Raw genomic sequence first — 15,563 nt, 5'->3', positions numbered from 1 at the left:
GCTAAGGGCTGCCAAATTGCTAACCTGCCTTTATCATCTTCTCTCCCTGAGGTGTAACGGCAACTCGCCGCCTTACCCAGCCAAACTGGCGCAGATAGCCCTTCTTCTCTAGGTTTTCTATGGAAGCAACGACCTGCATACCCGAATAACCGGTCTTAGCTGTCAGATGTTCATTGTCACTCTGTGCACGCCCAAGCTCGGATGCCGCCTTCAGTATATCCACGTCCTCTTTGCTTAAGCCGTACTTATAGATAAACTCCTTCTCCGTCTCCGGTAGCTCCTCTATCACCTGGTATCCCTTCTCCGTAAGGACAAACCGCAGGTACTCACTTCCGAAGCTCCCGGCTCGTCGTATATACCCTTCCATTTCCAGTCGGTCGATGACGATAACCGCTTCAGGTACAATCCAGCCCATATAGTCCACAACGTTGCACAGGGTATCGTGCCCCGAGGCGATAAGCTTTAGTACCTGCTTTTCTTCCGCATTCAGGCTGCCTCTAGCCATCTGTTTTCCTCCCCTCTCAGTATGCAATTCGTCGTTTGGCCAGTTAGGATAAGCCCTACTCGGCTTATCTGGCTACTCTCATATTCATTGTTACAATCTTGAGCAGGGCGGCCCCGGCGTCTCCTCGGCTGGCCGGGGCTTTGCCCCCACACCATCTGTTCAACCTTCAGCCACATAGCCCGCTCTATCAAGACCGTTAGCCTCTGAGGGTAAGCTCTAGGTATTGCACCTCCCTCTTAGTTTTCCACCAGGGTCCCGTAACTGCCACTAGTGCTGAGACAACTATCATGACCACAGCCGACACGAGGAAGGTAACGTACATAGTGTGCATCTTAGTGGCCCAGAGGTTCGTACCGAAATGCCAGTACAGCCCCACTACTATTGCCGCTCCGACTCCGAGCAGAACCCCTTCCTTCTTCACCCACTTGGGACAGATCAAGGTTCCGAGCAGCGGGGGAAGGGCCGGTACAATAAATGTCGACATCAGGGCCAGCCCGTAAAGGGCACCTTTCTTAAACCAGATGGCCATTGCTATAGATATTAGGCTTACAGCAACCGTGGCCCATCGGGAAACCTTTACCACATCCGCGTTTGGCCAGATGCGGCAGATAATGTCGCGAGCTATGACCGTGGCGTTTCCCATCACTATGTTGTTTGCGGTAGATTGGGTAGCAGCCAGTATCGCCATGATCATAATTACGGCGAGCAGGGGATGCATGTTCTGAAGCAGTACACCAAATACCTGGTCGGTCACTTTTATCCCCGGAACAGCGGCCCTAACATACATACCCGCAAGGGCTGAAACGATACCAAAAGGCAGTATAAATAGCGCCGCTATAATTGCCGAGTTAACAGCCACCTTCTCAGAGCGGGCACTTGCTGCCTTTACCCAGTAATAGGAATTCGCTAGGATGAATCCGCTGTTCATGGCTATCAGGCCCGGTACGGAGTTAAGCAGGAGATCTGCCTTCTTGATGGTCCCAAAGGGGAAGTCGAGCATTTGAGCTGGCACAGGGTTTGGACCGCTAGTTAGAAAGCTAAGACCTCCAAACTTGATGAGACCCGCGGTAAAATGTCAAGACCCTGAAATGGAAATTTTATTAGGTCAAGACGGGAAAAAGGCAATAGGTAATCGGGCCAGCGAATTGAGACAATAATTGCCAGCACAAACAGTAAAAGTGAGCTTGAAAGGGGTGTTTAACCCAACCTCCTTTGACGGTAAATTTGGCCCTCACTCAGCAAGGTGAAGACCATGCGCACTAGTTTACGGGCAGTTAAGACCAAAGCGCGCTTATGATTATGGTGCCTAGCCTCGGTAAATTTCTTACGGTAGAACTCGGCATATTCCGGCTCCCGCACCCGGACGGAATTAGCCGCTTCAATGAGGTAGTACCGTAAGTAATAATTACCGGACCTGGAGAGGGGTATATCCTCGGCGGTGAACTTACCGGACTGATGCTGCCGCCAGGTCAAGCCCGCGAACTTAGCAAGGGCATTGTGGTTTTTAAACCTGGAGATGTCACCTATTTCAGCTACTATACCGGCGGCATAAACCGGCCCTATACCAGGAACAGTGTCTAGTGTTTGGGGAATAGCTTTTAGCTCATGGGCAATGACCTGGTCAATTTTCTTCTGCTGGCTTTCAAAGAACCGGATGGTCTCCAGGGACATAGCCAGGGTAATATCCACAGCCTCCCGCATTTTGGGGTTTAAACGGTAGGAATTGCGGGCCGCCTGTTTAATAACTCTGGCCATCTCCGGGACATCTTTTAAGCGCTTATTGCCGTGCTGGAGCATAAGGTCAACCAGTTCTTCCACCGGCATAATAGCGATTTCGTCGGGTGTCAGGTTACCGACGACGGCCCGGGAGGCTTGCCCGAATATATCGGAGAAGGGGCACTCCTTCTGGTAGGTGGAAAACTTAAGGAATATGAGATTGAGGGCTCTATTCTTCTCCCGAGTGAGGTTACTGACCAGGTGATAGCGAAACCGGGTTAGCCGTTGCAAAGGAGCATAGGTCATATCAGGAGGAGGTGTTGGCCGTACTCGTCCAAACCTCAAGCAATCAGCGATAACCCGGGCATCCAAGGCGTCGGTTTTAGCTATATCCGGGTAGATACGCTTAAAACCGTCAATTACCTTGGGGTTAATCACCGCTACTTCCGCCTCAAAGGCGGAGAGTTCAGGGGCTTCATGCAAAGCCTGGGAAAGGTGCCACCAATAAAGGTTAGTGGCTTCCATGCCAATCTTAATCTTAGTGGCATTAAGAGAGACTGCTTTAGCCACAACCTTTTCCACCAAGTTTTCAGTTCCCGGGAGGTCGTTGGAAACGCTGAACCCGCAGACTTCTTCGCCGGCATCGTCGAGGATGCGGACCACATTGGTATCAGACCCTATATCGACACCGACGAAAAGAGTTTTAGCCATAACCATATCACCTCCTTTCCTGGAGGAATAGCGAACCAAGATTGGGGTATCCCTGGGAACCTGACGTAACAGCAACCTTGCTGATGAGCACTGAACCTTAAGAGACTGGTGCGTAGCTCCTTGCTGAAGGGAGAGCCTCTAAAGGTCGTGCAACCCGCGCGTAAGCGGTTGCCGTCAGGGCCGGGGAGCAGTCTCTCGAAGCACTTGGGAAGTGCAGGAGGAACCGAACTGCCCCGTCTTCGGTTCTACCGTGATTGTCCCAAAGGATACCCCAAAGGTCAAACATTTTTGAGCCAAAAATATATGACCAACTGGAAATTTACCCGTTGGTCATATCATACAAGGAGGAACGCAGGTAAAAGCACATACAGGGCCACAGCACATATGATGAACTGGTAGGCATCCGTCACTACAGTCGCCCAGTTACCACCGGTGTACATGTAGATAAGGGTTGCAATACCGATTATTAGCACTGCAGTAGTGTAATCCATTCGCAGCCATCCAGCTACGATATTAGCAGAACCCACAAACTGCGCCATACCGCCAAATAGTAGAGCGATTATAGTCGCTATGGCCACAACCACTCGCGTTTCGGTGCCGAAGGAAGCTTCGAACCACTCGACAAGGGTTACCGCTCCGGTGCGCCGGATGAAACGTGCTAAAAGCAAGCCAAATATCAATATACTGATACTCCATCCCCATGCTCCCCATACGGCTCCCCACCCGTTGTTGTACGCCGTTCCCGGGTATCCCGCTACTGTTGTCCCAGCAACCTGACAGGCGGCCAGGCTAGACGCTATAACGAACCAGCCTACCTCACGCCCTGAAACCAGGAAGTCCGCACCAGACTTGATCCACCTCATGGCCACGATGCCTATGGCGATCATGGCAATAAGATATATAAAGGCGATTATCAATCCTATGTAGGCTGACATTCCACCTTTTTCCCCCTTTTTAGGAAATTCTATTTAGCCCTGAGACTTGCACTTCGTTCTCATACACAGACCACTGCCTGCAACTTGAACTTCACTTTGCTGCTGTTATATTTTGGAGCTTATCATCCCTCGTACACCTCCTAACCCGACGATTGGCCAAACCTCCATCCAACGGCTACTGCAATGCGTAATAGTTTTCCTTCCTAGGGGTACCCCATATCGGTACCCCCTGGGAAGGAAAAATAGTCTTTACCGCCTACTTACCCTGCTCTAGGATCCTGCGTGCCAGCGCTTCGAATTCCTCAGGGGTAAGCAGGCGATGTTTGATATAGGCCTCGTCCTTTACAGCCTGCACCAGCTCATTAACCTGCTCGTCCGTGGCCGAAAGGCCGAGCTTCTCCAGCCAATGGAGTACGGAATCAGTACCGCTGTTTTTGCCCAGGACAATCTCCGGAGCCTTGTGGCCCATAAGGTCCCACCTCATGGGGAAGAGCTCCAGAGGCAGTTCTCGACCACAGTTCCGGTACCAGCTGGCGATAATGCCGGATTCTATCTTGTAGATCATGTCACCCACGATGGCCCTGTTCTGGGGTACCTGTATGCCGCTTATCTCCCTTAAAAGCTTGGAGGTCTCGTAAATCTTATCATATTTTAGGCCCAGGTCGATGTTGTACATGGTAAGAAGCGTCATGGCCACATCCTCATAGGCCGCGTTGCCCGCTCGCTCTCCTATGCCGGTGATGGTGGTATGGGCCACCTCAGCTCCCGCCGCAAGGGCCAGTACTGTGTTGGCAGCAGCCAGTCCAAAGTCGTCGTGAAAGTGGACCTCTATGGGCTTGTTTATATGTCTCTTGATTTTCCGGATCACTGTCCCAACGGCGTTGGGCGAAAGCCCTCCAAAGGTGTCTACTACCGCCAGGGCGTCCATGTGGCCCTCTTCAGCCACTTTATTGAGCAGATCTAAGCACCAGTTTATATCCGCCCGGGTGGCGTCGATGGGGAAAAACACGGTGTACAGGTTGCACTCTTTGGCGTAGTTGGTAGCCTTGACCGACAGGTCGATAGCTTTGCTCAGCGTCCACTTGTAGGCATGCTCTATCATGTGCTCGCTGGACGGTATCTCTACTACCACGCCGTCTACCCCGCAATCTACAGCCCTTTTTATATCGTCCACCATACAGCGGGCGAAGGCGAAAATCTTGGGACCCAGATTGCGCTTGACTATCTCCTTTATCGCCCTCTCGTCTTCCTTGGATACCGCCGGCATCCCGGCCTCAATGCGGTGAACTCCCACCTCGGCTAGAGCTTCGGCTATTCTCACCTTTTCCTCAGCGCTAAATATCAAGCCCGCCTGCTGCTCGCCGTCGCGCAGAGAAACGTCGTGCAACTGAATGTTTTTCGGAAACTCGAGCCCCGCAATTACGTCCTCAAAGTAGTTCCACGGGCTGGTAAACCATTTGTCCGTCTTCCAAGGCGTGCTCATCAGCCACTTCCTCCTTCATCCTGCTATTGACCCAGGATTCGGCGTTTAGGAAGTCTAAAGCCGGTTCACGGGATATCTGGGGGCCTTTCCCGTGAGCACGCTTATTACTTCCTCCACCACCTTACTCCTGAGTTCGGCCACAGATTCCTCTGAGTAATAGGCGCTATGAGGTGTTATTATCACGTTGTCTAGTGTGAGCAGGGGTGTTTTTACCTCCGTTTCTTCTCTTTCCAAGACATCCAGGGCGGCTCCGGCAATCCATCCCTCCTTTAGCGCTTTATATAGGGCCTCCTCGTCGATCAAGCCCCCTCTGGAGCTGTTCACGAGGTAGGCCGTCCGTTTCATGGCTTTAAGCTCTTTTTCGCCCAGAAGATGTCGGGTTTCCGGGGTCAGGGGAACGTGAAGGGAGATGAAATCTGCCGTAGTTATAATCTCCTCCAACCCGGCGGATTTTACTCCGTACTGGGCAAATACCTCTGGAGGGAGGTAGGGATCATAAGCTATTATTTCGAAACCTAACACCATTGCCTTTCTAGCGAATTCTCTGCTTATCTTCCCAAATCCAATTAATCCCAATACTTTGCCACGTAATCTGGGCATGGGGCGGAACTCGCTAAAAGTCCACCGCCCCTGTTTTACATGGCGGTCCAGCATGGGGATCTTCCGCACCAGGGCTAACAGCAGCGCCAAGGTGTGGTCGGAGACCTCTTCTACACAATAATCGGGCACATTGGTTACCACGATGCCCTTTCGGGTAGCGGCCTCCACGTCGATGTTATTTACTCCTATGCCCGTCCGGGCTATAATCTTGCACTTGCTCAAGGCTCCTATAATTTCCCCCGTGATCTCGGCAAAACAGACGATGATGGCGTCGGCATCCCGGGCCGCTTCCAGTATGTCGTCCCTCTTGTTTCCGGTAGGCCCGACGAGCACCGCATTTATCTGGCCCAGCTTTTCCTTTTCCCACATTATATCTTCGGAAACATAGTCGGTGATAACTACTTTGAAGCTGTTATTCATCTTTTTCCTTCCTTTCTGGGATAGAGTTGCTCTGGCTTAAGGGTACAGCCGAGATATATTATTGGGTAGCGGTCGTCCCGCGTCTGTTTGCGGTAACCGATATAGAGTTTTGCTTTGGACATTGTCTTATTGTCAGACCATAAATTCTCCCAATTTGTACCCGCGTATAGCCTACCCCCTATTTCCACTCGTGCCATTTCCAAATGACGCTCTCGTCTACCACTTGTACGCCGCTTAGACTGTTCTCCACGTCGCTTACATGTTTCTCCATAATCGTAGCCGCTTCATCCTTGCGCCGGTCTTTGATGGCTCCATAAATGCGTGTATGATAGTCCAGGGACCTTTCCATCACTCCAGGGGAGTACATGACCACGGCTACTTGGGCCGCCCAGAGCAGGCCTCTAACCGCGATGAATAGCTCCACTAACACCTTATTCTTCGCCGCTTTAGCTATGGCTTCGTGAAAGGCAATATCCGAGTTGATAAACTTTTGCGGAACCTTTAGCTCCTCCTGCATCTCTTTTAAGGCTCGCCCAATCTCCTCCAAATCTTCGTCGCTCGCCCGCTCGGCAGCCAGGCCGGCTAACTGCACCTCTAAAAGCCTTCGGGCTTCAAAAAGCTCTTTAATGGTTATATGTTCCAGGATAAGTTTGCGTATAAGAGGATCCCTGACGAAGGACAGGACGTCAGTATTTACTATCGTACCTTCCCTCGTTCTAGTGATCAGGCCCATCGCCGCCAGGGCCTTGAGGGCTTCACGAATGGTAGTACGCCCAACGTTAAATTGCTCCGCCAGTTCCCTTTCTGTAGGTAGCTTGTCCCCCGGCTTCAGGCGGCCTTCAAGTATTATGCCTTTTATGTCTTCAGCTATCTTATCGGGTAGCGTAGTACGCTTTACAGGTCGGATGTCCATTCGCTCATCACATCGTTCCTGGCTCTGAGATTATGCCACGCCTTTAGCGATGGCGGTGCGGTGACTCTAACCAGAGCGAAGTGGTTTATCAAAGTAATGTATGAATGTCTGACACTCTTATTTAATATATTCGTCTTTTCCCCGGAAATTCCTGCTGGCAAATAAAATTTTTTGTCCTTAAGTATGAATGTCTGACATTAATATATTATTCGCCGCCCTTCATCGATCTCCTCCCCATCTTCCCCGAGGACACGAAAAATTTTTAGAGAAGCGTCGACAGCACTTCCAGTTGGATTCCTGACGGCCGGGTGTTGACTATTCCCGGCTTGAGCGCCTCCGGCAGGTTCCACGCTTTGGGAATGCCAGGCGAAGACTGCATTCCTGCCCTGTAGGAAAAGGAGGGAGCCTGGCGAAGCTGTCTTCTGTGAAGTTCCAAAAGCTGCTGAAAGGAGCGGATGACCATTGAGGCGACCTGGGAAAGGCAGCGGCACCAGGACAAGCTTCTTCGGCACTCGAAGGATAAATCACGACTCCTGCCTTTTTATACCAGCAGGCTGTACAAGGGTCTTCCTGAGGAAAAAAGGTGCCTTACAGCGAAAATGCCCTCCCCCGGGAGTTCTTTGACGAATGCCTGAAACCCTAAGTAGCCATGCTAAGCTACATCTTGCCTCTTACTAGTTCATGTAGCGATAAGAGGTGGCTATTACCATTTTTCAATATTCAATACATCATGGAATTTTCCTTCCTAAGAGAGGCTATAGTTTTATACCAAAGACATCGAGGAAATAAACAAGCACACATTAGCTCTCCCTTTGCTTGAGAGTTGCCAGAAAGCGAGCTAATATTTCGGCCTGTTCTGGAGTAAGGGCCCTAGCCTCGTCAAGAAGAAGGCGTAAATGCGGCGGGATGATAATAGGAGGTTTTGGGTATAGTAAAAAAATTCCACCATGCCATACCTGGCACGGAAAAATTTTTTTGTTACATACTTTATAGTGGTAACCTGAATTTTTACGAAAAAGTAAGCCGAGAATATTTTCTCGGGCTTTACTTTCCCACCTCTTGCGACGCTTGCATGGCAGTGATGAAGGCAGCGATAGCCCGGCCCGGGACGCCGGAACGCCGGGCCAGTTCCTGCACCAGCGGGTCGTCCTCGCTCCAGCACCTAACGAACGGTTTGTCAGTCAATTTCTGGCGCCCTAGAACAAGTGCTTCTAGGGAAACCCCGAGCGCCTGACTCAACCTGACCACATTTTCCAAAGATGGCTGCTTGCTCCCGCGTTCCCAGTTGGCTACAGTGGACCGTTCCACGCCTACCATCCGGGCTAGGTCTTCCTGAGTAAAGCGGCGCTGGAGCCGCCAGTAGCGTAAGTTGGTCCCAATATCCAGCATCCCCGAAGCAACCTCTTTAATTTAATATTGGCCTTCAATTATTGTTTCCCCCAGAAACATTTTCTCACCCCATTTTATTATTGACAAGTTTCTCAAAAAAACGTATAATGTTTTCATAAGAAACTGCCAGGAGATGCTAGCCATGAGTAGCGTTCTTAAGCAGGCACGCCTAGCCGCTGGTCTTACCCAGGCAGCTTTGGCCGCCCGAGTGGGGCTTTCCCGCTCTGCCTACGCTAATATTGAGCAAGGGCGGAAGAGCCCATCCCTGGAAGTCGCTATACGCCTGGCCGCGGCCCTGGGTCGGCCAGTGGAAGAACTTTTCGCGGCTTCACCCTCGGCGAAAAGGAACTGCTGCGCATAGGCTTTCCTTTAGAGATAGAGGCAGGACATAAGGGGGTGAGAAACGGGGTGGGATTAGGCAGTCCAGAAATACCAAACGGCAGAGAGGGCTTACAGCAGGCAGGAATTGAGGGTTCTAGCTACGTTACACCACTAGAAACCACTAGAAACCAAAGAAGGTTCCACGCACCTTTCCCAGCAGGTGGGGAGCAAAGACTGTGACGAGGCAATCGGTCCACGCTTCCAAGGCCTGGACGATATGCGCCTTAACTGGTTTGCGGACTACTTGGTGGGCGGCAGTGAGATTTCATAGCGTTTTAGCAATTGAATAAAGCTCCACAGAAAGTCTCTTTGGCCTTCACTACAATCCTTGAGTAATTCCTTTACCTCTACGATAAAGTCTTCTTCAGAAATCGCACCTTCCTCTTCATCCATGGCTCTTACGATGGAGGCTACAGAAACGCGAAGGGCGGCGGCAAGGCGTTCCAACGCTTCAAGGCTTGGGAGGCGCATACCCGCTTCAATTTTTGCCACATAGGTCGGATGGAGATCGGCATGTTCGGCTAACTGCTCTTGGGTCATTCCCCGAAATTGCCGTAACGCCCGTAAACGAGCCCCTAGTCTTCGCTGCTTCTCGCTCACATTCTCACCTGCTTTGTTCTGGTGTAGGTTAAACTGCCTAGGCTCAGTATATGGTGGCTACTCAATTTTTATTTTCTTAGACCTGTAGGCAGGAAGGAATAGTCTATAAGTCTGCCGAATAAGACTATTTGTCATTATTATTGGCCTATAAGTCTTAAACTGCAGTGCATAGCAGAAAGGAGGGGTTAAGGCATCGGGGTATAAAGGCTTTTCTTTACTCTAGGACTTGTCTTGGGTAAGGGGGGATTTACGGGAAGGGGAAAAAGTATTCCAACTAGTAAGCCAGAATCAAACCAGAACTATACAAAACCCTAAAAACCGACAAGAAGGAGGAAGAGCTGATGACCAAGAAGGTTATTGTCCTGCTAATTACCCTAGTGTTCGTCCTTGGTGTGGCCTCGACGGCGTGGGCGCAAGTAGGAGATTCCTCAATAACCGCCGACGGTGGACTGGCAGGTACCCTGAACGTAGGAGCGGGGCAAATCAAGCTAAGTTGGACTAATGGCCAAGCACCGGAACAAGCCTGGGTGCCAGTCTGGCTCGGTACAGAATACACTATTGGCGTTACGGCGGAGAACCAGGGAGGGGAAATTGCAAAAGTTCTTTACATTGTCGAGATAACCAGAAACGGTGCATCTGCCACCCCGGATGACGTGTTGATAAAAGGGACAGACCTACAAACGAGACAGACTTATGACCTTGGCTACGATAGTACAGGCCGCTTCTTCTACTGGGGAGACAGGAATAACGGTTTCACCTTCCCAGGCGGAGGAATCCTTAAGGCAGAATTCTCCGTGACGTTTAAGAAAGCTGGTACTTACACGTATAAAATCTACGCCGTCCAACTCCCATAAAGCGAAATAGCCAAATGGTTAAGGGGGACAATAAATGCCTAAACGCGCAGGCTTAATAGTTACCTGCCTAGTCATTCTCGCTATGGGGGTTCTGGCTGGAACGGCGAAAGCCGGCCAGCCCCCTTCCCCTACTGGTGTACCAATTTCTAACGTTTTACAGGGCGAAGTACATGTTACGTCACCGCCCAGCACTGGAGGCGGCGGAGGGGGAGGAGTTTCTTCACCAACTCCGGTTATTCCTCCTGGCGCAGCCACCCCGGTGAGCGACGAGGCCCTGGCTCAAGCTCTGGAGGAGGCCAAGGAAACGGGAGTGGTGGCGCTTGCCGTGTCCGCCGGAGAAAAGGTCTTGGCCCTCACCGTGACACAGTTACAAAAGGTGAGCCAGGCTGAGAAGCCTGTGGTCCTCTCGATATCCGAAGTAAAGTTTACCCTGCCTCCGGCAGCAGTAAAGGCACTGGCAGGGGTAGAGGCGGTCCAGGTCGAGGTAGCAGCGGTTAAGCTGGCCACTGAAGAGGCGAAACGCCTGGTGGCCGGGGCAGTTAACGCCTCAGGCTTACGACTGGTCGGTGACGTGTTTGAGCTTAACGCCATGACGGTAGCCCAGGATGGGACCAAGCAGGTGGTCAAGCGGTTTGGATCGGCCATTCGGGTAAGCCTGCCGGTGCCGGAGGAGGCCAAAGAGGCCGCGGCTGCAGGCAAACTTGACGCCCACCGCTACGATGAAGCTACCAATACCTGGGTAGCCCTGGGTGGCACCTACGATGCCCAGGCGGGGGCTATCGTCTTTGAGACGAACCGCCTCAGCAAGTACGCCGTGCTGGAGAAGGTACCGCCAAAGACCTTTGCCGATATCCAAGGCCACTGGGCCCAAGCGGACATCGAGGCGCTGGCAGCCCTGGGGATAGCTCGTGGTATAGGCCAGGACAGGTTCGCTCCTGACGCCCAGGTAACCCGGGCCGAGTTTGCTGCCTTCTTACTCCGGGCCCTGGGCATAGAAGAAAAGAAGCCAATGGAAAGCCACTTCCGGGATATCAGCCCTTCCGAGTGGTATTTTGGCGCCGTGGAGACGGCCCGGGAAGCGGAACTCATCAGTGGGTACCCGGACGGAACCTTCCGGCCAATGGCTCCTATTACCAGGGAAGAAATTGCCTGTATGATCCAGCGGGCTATGGTCCGGGCCGGGAAAAAGATAGCAGTGGCTGGCGAAGTGGAAAAGATCCTGGCTCGCTTTACCGATGCCAGTGAGGTAAGTCCCTGGGCCAGGGAGGGCGTGGCTGCTGTAGTGAAGGAAGGTATTATACGGGGCCGTACCCCCGTGAGCCTCGTACCTCAAGGTAAGGCTACCCGTGCTGAAGCTATAGTGATGGTAAGGCGTATGCTTGCCAGCCTGGGGAAGATATGAGCGAAGCGGAGGTAAGGGAAGAGACTGGGGTGCCCGGTTCTTCCCCGATCTAATAGGCGGGGGGCCATAAGATGGCCCCTCTTACTTTTACCGTAATTTTACAGTTAATCAAGGAAGGAGGAAAAAAGTGCGAGGGAAGCGTTGCCCAGTGTGTAATGAACTTTCGTTTAGTGCCACAACCATTCGGCCATGGTATTGCCCGTATTGCGGGCAGGAGATGTTTGACGCTCCTGATGAACCCGATCCACCGGAGAAGGAGAAAAGAAACGTGTTGTCGAAGGCTACCGAGGGTTTGGTTGTCCCTCTTGCTACAAAATAACCTTTGTCTTTATGGTCCGAAGCTTACATAGGCTTGGTATGGAGAGGGGAGGGGTATGCGTTATCTTGCGATCTTTTTGCTGTCGGTTACGATACTTGTGGCTATTGTAGTTGGTACCGTAGCCCCGGGAGTATTCGGGAGCCTCCTCTGGCAGGTGGGGTCGGCACTCCAAAGGGTAGCACAGCCATACACCCCACCGGGGTATTCGGATCCGGCCCGGGCGCAGCAGTACCAACCGCTGCAACCCGTACGGCAGGGGCAGACCCTGCCCGTTGCGGGTTTGCCTGTTCCTACTAGGCCGTTGCCACCTAGGCTAGACTTGTACTCTCCGAAGGATGGAGAGGTGGTGAAGGCTGAAGGAGTGCACTTATCGGGTGTTACTGATCCAGATGCCAAGATAAGGGTTGAGGTTGGCTATGATGGGAACCGGGATATGGATTTCCCTGACACCATTCTGATTGCCCCTAAGGAGGATGGGACGTTTTTTCGTATGATAGGCGCGCCCCGGAGGCCGGTTAGAAGCATAAAGGTAACTGCTGTTAGGGGAGAAGAGACTGTAAGTAAAGTTATATCGCTAGTTGATCCGGCTGCTGGTGTTCCTCTAGATCCACATAGTCTTTTGGTGGGGTACTTTGGGAAAGACTATACAGTACCAGGATATAAGAGAGAGGGTATTTCCGACGATGGAAGGCGATATAAACAGACCAGCAAGGCTCTTAAAGAGTTGCTTAATGTAGGAATAACCCGCAAATTTCCCAGGTATAGGGAAGACTACTTCGACTGTAGCAATGCCTCTGCCATGCTGTGGCAGATAGTTACTGATGCAGGTTTTCTTGCCGTTATTGCCACTGGGCCCTCCCCTTGGGATCCAGGCAGCGGTAGAGAACATGCATGGGTACTTGTATATTGCCAGGACAAGCCTGTTCCTATAGAAGCCACCGTTTACACAGAGGGACATCCACTGTTTATCGACCAGTTTATTAGTGCGATTGTGGGTTCAGCCCCCGGCTTTATCAGACCCAGCAGTATAGGAGCTGGAATATACTATGCGCCCAAGAAGATGTACTATGACATCTATACTCCCGTCCGTGAATACGGAGCATTCGGATTAGCTCATGAATGGGACTGGTGGTCGAAACTAAAATGAGTGACGGTCAACGATATGGTTTGACAGGTACTATTTAAGGGTCAGGAAAAACTCCTGGCCCTATTAATATCCTAACGAAAAAGGTGTTGTGAAAGAACGTGTAAACGGCAAGCTATATATAAGTTTATATTGCTAACACGAGCGATATAAACTAAAATATTGCTGGAGGTGATCCCTTTGGAAATACTCACAGCCAAAGAGGCAGCCAAGATGCTTAAGATAAGCGAATATACCCTGCGGAAGTATGCCAAGAAAGGGAGGATACCCGCCCACAAGATTGGCAACCAGTGGCGGTTCTCCAAGGAAGAGCTTCTCGACTGGTTTCACGCTGCGGATCTAGATCTTCTGGCCGAGGAAGCCGAAAAGGAGTATAGGAGCGGGCAGACCGTAAGACTATGGCCCAGGGAGTAGCCAGGTATGTGGGAGGTACACGGCACAAGAAGGGTAGTCAAAATCCTGGAAAAGCTTGAGCCAAACATCAGGGAAGCTGTAGAGAGAGGTTTTGCCGAGCTAAGCCAGCATCCCACTAAAGGGAAAATCTTACGTGGACATAAGGGTTTGCGGTCTCTGGCCGTGACCACGCCGGGAGGTGAGTACCGGATAGTATATACCCTTAAGCCGGAGGATAAGGTGGTTTTGGTTATTCTAGTAGGGCCCAGAGAAGGTTTTTATGAGCGGCTAAGTCGAATATTGCGTGAGTGAAGGATATTATTTCGGGGAGGAGGTAAACATGGGAAAAAAGAGGGGTAATAACGAGGGCACAATTTACCGCCGTAAGGACGGCACCTGGTGCGCCCAGATCACCGTAGGGAGGGATCCCGACACGGGTAAGCCCAAGCGGGTAACCTTCTACGGGAAGACTAGGCAGGAGGTGGCCGAAAAGCTGGCTAGGGCATTAAACGATGTGAAGCAGGGAACCTTTATGGAGCCGAGCAGGCTGACCGTGGGAGAGTGGCTTGATATCTGGCTTAACGATTATAAGAGGCTGGACCTACGGCCAACCACCTGGGAAAGCTACGAGGTCATGGTACGCTGCCACCTAAAGCCTGCAATCGGCCACCTGGCTCTCAGAGACTTACGTCCAGAGCACCTCCAGCATCTCTACAATGAGAAGCTCAAAGCCGGACTTTCTGCGAGGACGGTGCGCTACATCCACCACGTGATCCACTGTGCGTTGAACCAGGCGAAAGAAAATGGCCTTGTGGTAAGGAACGTGAGCGAGGCCACCAAGCTACCCGCCCTTAAGAAACGAGAGATACGGGCGCTAACGTTAGAGGAACAGCAGCGGTTCCTAGAGGTTTTAGAACAAGACCGACTGGGCGTGGCCTTTAAGGTTTTGTTGGGGACAGGTATGCGTCGCGGTGAACTCCTAGGCCTTAAGTGGCAGGACGTTGACCTTGAGGAGGCCACCATCCGTGTGCGCCAGCAATTAACGCCCGTAAAAGGTAAAGCCATTTACCAGGAACCCAAAACGGAAAAGGCCAGGCGGGTAATTCCTCTACCCAGGGATGTGGTATTAGCTCTTAAAGCTCACAAGGCACGGCAGGCAAAAGAAAAACTTCTTGCTGGCCCTTCCTATCAAGACAACGGTCTAGTTTTCTGTACGGAGATAGGCACCCCCATAAATCCCAGGAACTTCAACCGCAAGTTTTACGAATTGAGAAAGAAGGCAGGTTTAGGAGAAGACGTAAACCTTCATGCCTTACGCCATACCTATGCTACTCGTCTCCTGGAACTCGGTGAGGATCTTAAGGTGGTGCAAGAACTGTTAGGGCACAGCAGGATAGCCGTTACTGCCGATACTTATGCTCATGTATCACCGAAACTGAAACGGGATGCCGTGGCCAAGCTCGACGGCATGTTAACACCAAAGAAAACACCCTCCGCCTGACGGAGGGCTCTCGAAACCGGATACGAACCGCCAGGGATTACCTGGCGGTTAAATTTTACCCCTCCTCCCGGCCCGGTTGCAGTACGGTTGCAGTAGAATTTACTCTTTGCAGTACTGCCCGATCCCGGGAGGCCTTGATTTTCCTGGTGGGCGCGGGAGGGATTGAACCTCCGACCTCTTGAATGTGAGTCAAGCGCTCTCCCACTGAGCTACGCGCCCCTGATATGGTGGGCCCACCCGGATTCGAACCAGGAACCTACCGGTTATGAGCCGGCTGCTCTGCCGTTGAGCTATGGG

General features: G+C 51.8%; 16 protein-coding genes and 1 tRNA gene. 7 read left to right on the top strand and 10 right to left on the bottom strand.

The genetic code is table 11. The annotated features are described in order from the left end of the window. Positions 1–19: 19 nt before the first annotated feature. The 8 genes from HPY90_RS10035 to HPY90_RS10000 form a co-directional block, all read right to left on the bottom strand. The gene (locus HPY90_RS10035; RefSeq protein ID WP_287194151.1) at positions 20–505 is read right to left on the bottom strand and encodes a hypothetical protein; all 486 of its coding nucleotides are present in this window, start codon (positions 503–505) and stop codon (positions 20–22) included. Between the two features lie 196 nt (positions 506–701). Next, positions 702–1,517, bottom strand: a complete 816-nt coding sequence (locus HPY90_RS10030; RefSeq protein ID WP_287194149.1) for an SLC5/6 family protein — start codon at positions 1,515–1,517, stop codon at positions 702–704. Positions 1,518–1,702: 185 nt separating this feature from the next. Further along, entirely contained in the window at positions 1,703–2,932 is a 1,230-nt protein-coding gene (locus HPY90_RS10025; RefSeq protein WP_287194147.1) for an IS110 family RNA-guided transposase, read from the bottom strand. 335 nt (positions 2,933–3,267) lie between these two features. Then, the gene (locus tag HPY90_RS10020) at positions 3,268–3,867 is read right to left on the bottom strand and encodes a sodium:solute symporter family transporter (protein ID WP_287194146.1); all 600 of its coding nucleotides are present in this window, start codon (positions 3,865–3,867) and stop codon (positions 3,268–3,270) included. Positions 3,868–4,123: 256 nt separating this feature from the next. Beyond that, on the bottom strand, positions 4,124–5,350 hold the full coding sequence (locus tag HPY90_RS10015) for a LeuA family protein (RefSeq protein WP_287194144.1): 1,227 nt from the start codon (positions 5,348–5,350) through the stop codon (positions 4,124–4,126). A 54-nt stretch (positions 5,351–5,404) separates the two neighbouring features. Then, positions 5,405–6,370: a C-terminal binding protein gene (locus tag HPY90_RS10010; protein WP_287194143.1), complete on the bottom strand. Its 966-nt coding sequence runs from the start codon at positions 6,368–6,370 to the stop codon at positions 5,405–5,407. A gap of 178 nt (positions 6,371–6,548) precedes the next feature. Further along, positions 6,549–7,283, bottom strand: coding sequence for a FadR/GntR family transcriptional regulator (locus tag HPY90_RS10005; RefSeq protein ID WP_287194142.1), 735 nt, complete (start codon positions 7,281–7,283; stop codon positions 6,549–6,551). A gap of 1,044 nt (positions 7,284–8,327) precedes the next feature. Continuing rightward, a complete protein-coding gene (locus HPY90_RS10000; protein WP_287194140.1) occupies positions 8,328–8,672 on the bottom strand; it encodes a helix-turn-helix domain-containing protein in 345 nt (114 codons plus the stop codon). 142 nt (positions 8,673–8,814) lie between these two features. Here HPY90_RS10000 and HPY90_RS09995 point away from each other — a divergent pair, with 142 nt between their 5' ends. Then, entirely contained in the window at positions 8,815–9,033 is a 219-nt protein-coding gene (locus HPY90_RS09995; protein ID WP_287194138.1) for a helix-turn-helix transcriptional regulator, read from the top strand. A 260-nt stretch (positions 9,034–9,293) separates the two neighbouring features. Here the strand turns inward: HPY90_RS09995 and HPY90_RS09990 are convergent, their stop codons facing one another. Continuing rightward, on the bottom strand, positions 9,294–9,653 hold the full coding sequence (locus HPY90_RS09990) for a helix-turn-helix domain-containing protein (RefSeq protein ID WP_287194137.1): 360 nt from the start codon (positions 9,651–9,653) through the stop codon (positions 9,294–9,296). A gap of 341 nt (positions 9,654–9,994) precedes the next feature. On the opposite strand from HPY90_RS09990, the gene HPY90_RS09985 reads away from it, so the two are divergent. The 6 genes from HPY90_RS09985 (at position 9,995) to HPY90_RS09960 (ending at position 15,266) form a co-directional block, all read left to right on the top strand. Beyond that, complete coding sequence (locus HPY90_RS09985) at positions 9,995–10,507, top strand: hypothetical protein (RefSeq protein WP_287194135.1); 513 nt, start codon at positions 9,995–9,997, stop codon at positions 10,505–10,507. 34 nt (positions 10,508–10,541) lie between these two features. Then, a complete protein-coding gene (locus HPY90_RS09980; protein ID WP_287194134.1) occupies positions 10,542–11,909 on the top strand; it encodes an S-layer homology domain-containing protein in 1,368 nt (455 codons plus the stop codon). Positions 11,910–12,574: 665 nt separating this feature from the next. After that, positions 12,575–13,375, top strand: coding sequence for a hypothetical protein (locus tag HPY90_RS09975; RefSeq protein ID WP_287194133.1), 801 nt, complete (start codon positions 12,575–12,577; stop codon positions 13,373–13,375). Between the two features lie 177 nt (positions 13,376–13,552). After that, positions 13,553–13,786: a helix-turn-helix domain-containing protein gene (locus HPY90_RS09970; RefSeq protein WP_287194131.1), complete on the top strand. Its 234-nt coding sequence runs from the start codon at positions 13,553–13,555 to the stop codon at positions 13,784–13,786. Positions 13,787–13,792: 6 nt separating this feature from the next. Continuing rightward, the gene (locus HPY90_RS09965) at positions 13,793–14,077 is read left to right on the top strand and encodes a type II toxin-antitoxin system RelE family toxin (RefSeq protein WP_287194129.1); all 285 of its coding nucleotides are present in this window, start codon (positions 13,793–13,795) and stop codon (positions 14,075–14,077) included. Between the two features lie 28 nt (positions 14,078–14,105). Further along, positions 14,106–15,266, top strand: a complete 1,161-nt coding sequence (locus HPY90_RS09960; protein WP_287194127.1) for a tyrosine-type recombinase/integrase — start codon at positions 14,106–14,108, stop codon at positions 15,264–15,266. A gap of 144 nt (positions 15,267–15,410) precedes the next feature. Here HPY90_RS09960 and HPY90_RS09955 read toward each other — a convergent pair. After that, a tRNA-Val gene (locus HPY90_RS09955) sits at positions 15,411–15,485 on the bottom strand. Positions 15,486–15,563: the final 78 nt, after the last annotated feature.

The sequence above is a fragment of the Syntrophothermus sp. genome (assembly GCF_013314835.1).
Classification (GTDB): domain Bacteria; phylum Bacillota; class Syntrophomonadia; order Syntrophomonadales; family Syntrophothermaceae; genus Syntrophothermus; species Syntrophothermus lipocalidus.
This window is presented reverse-complemented; position numbering and strand designations above follow the sequence as displayed.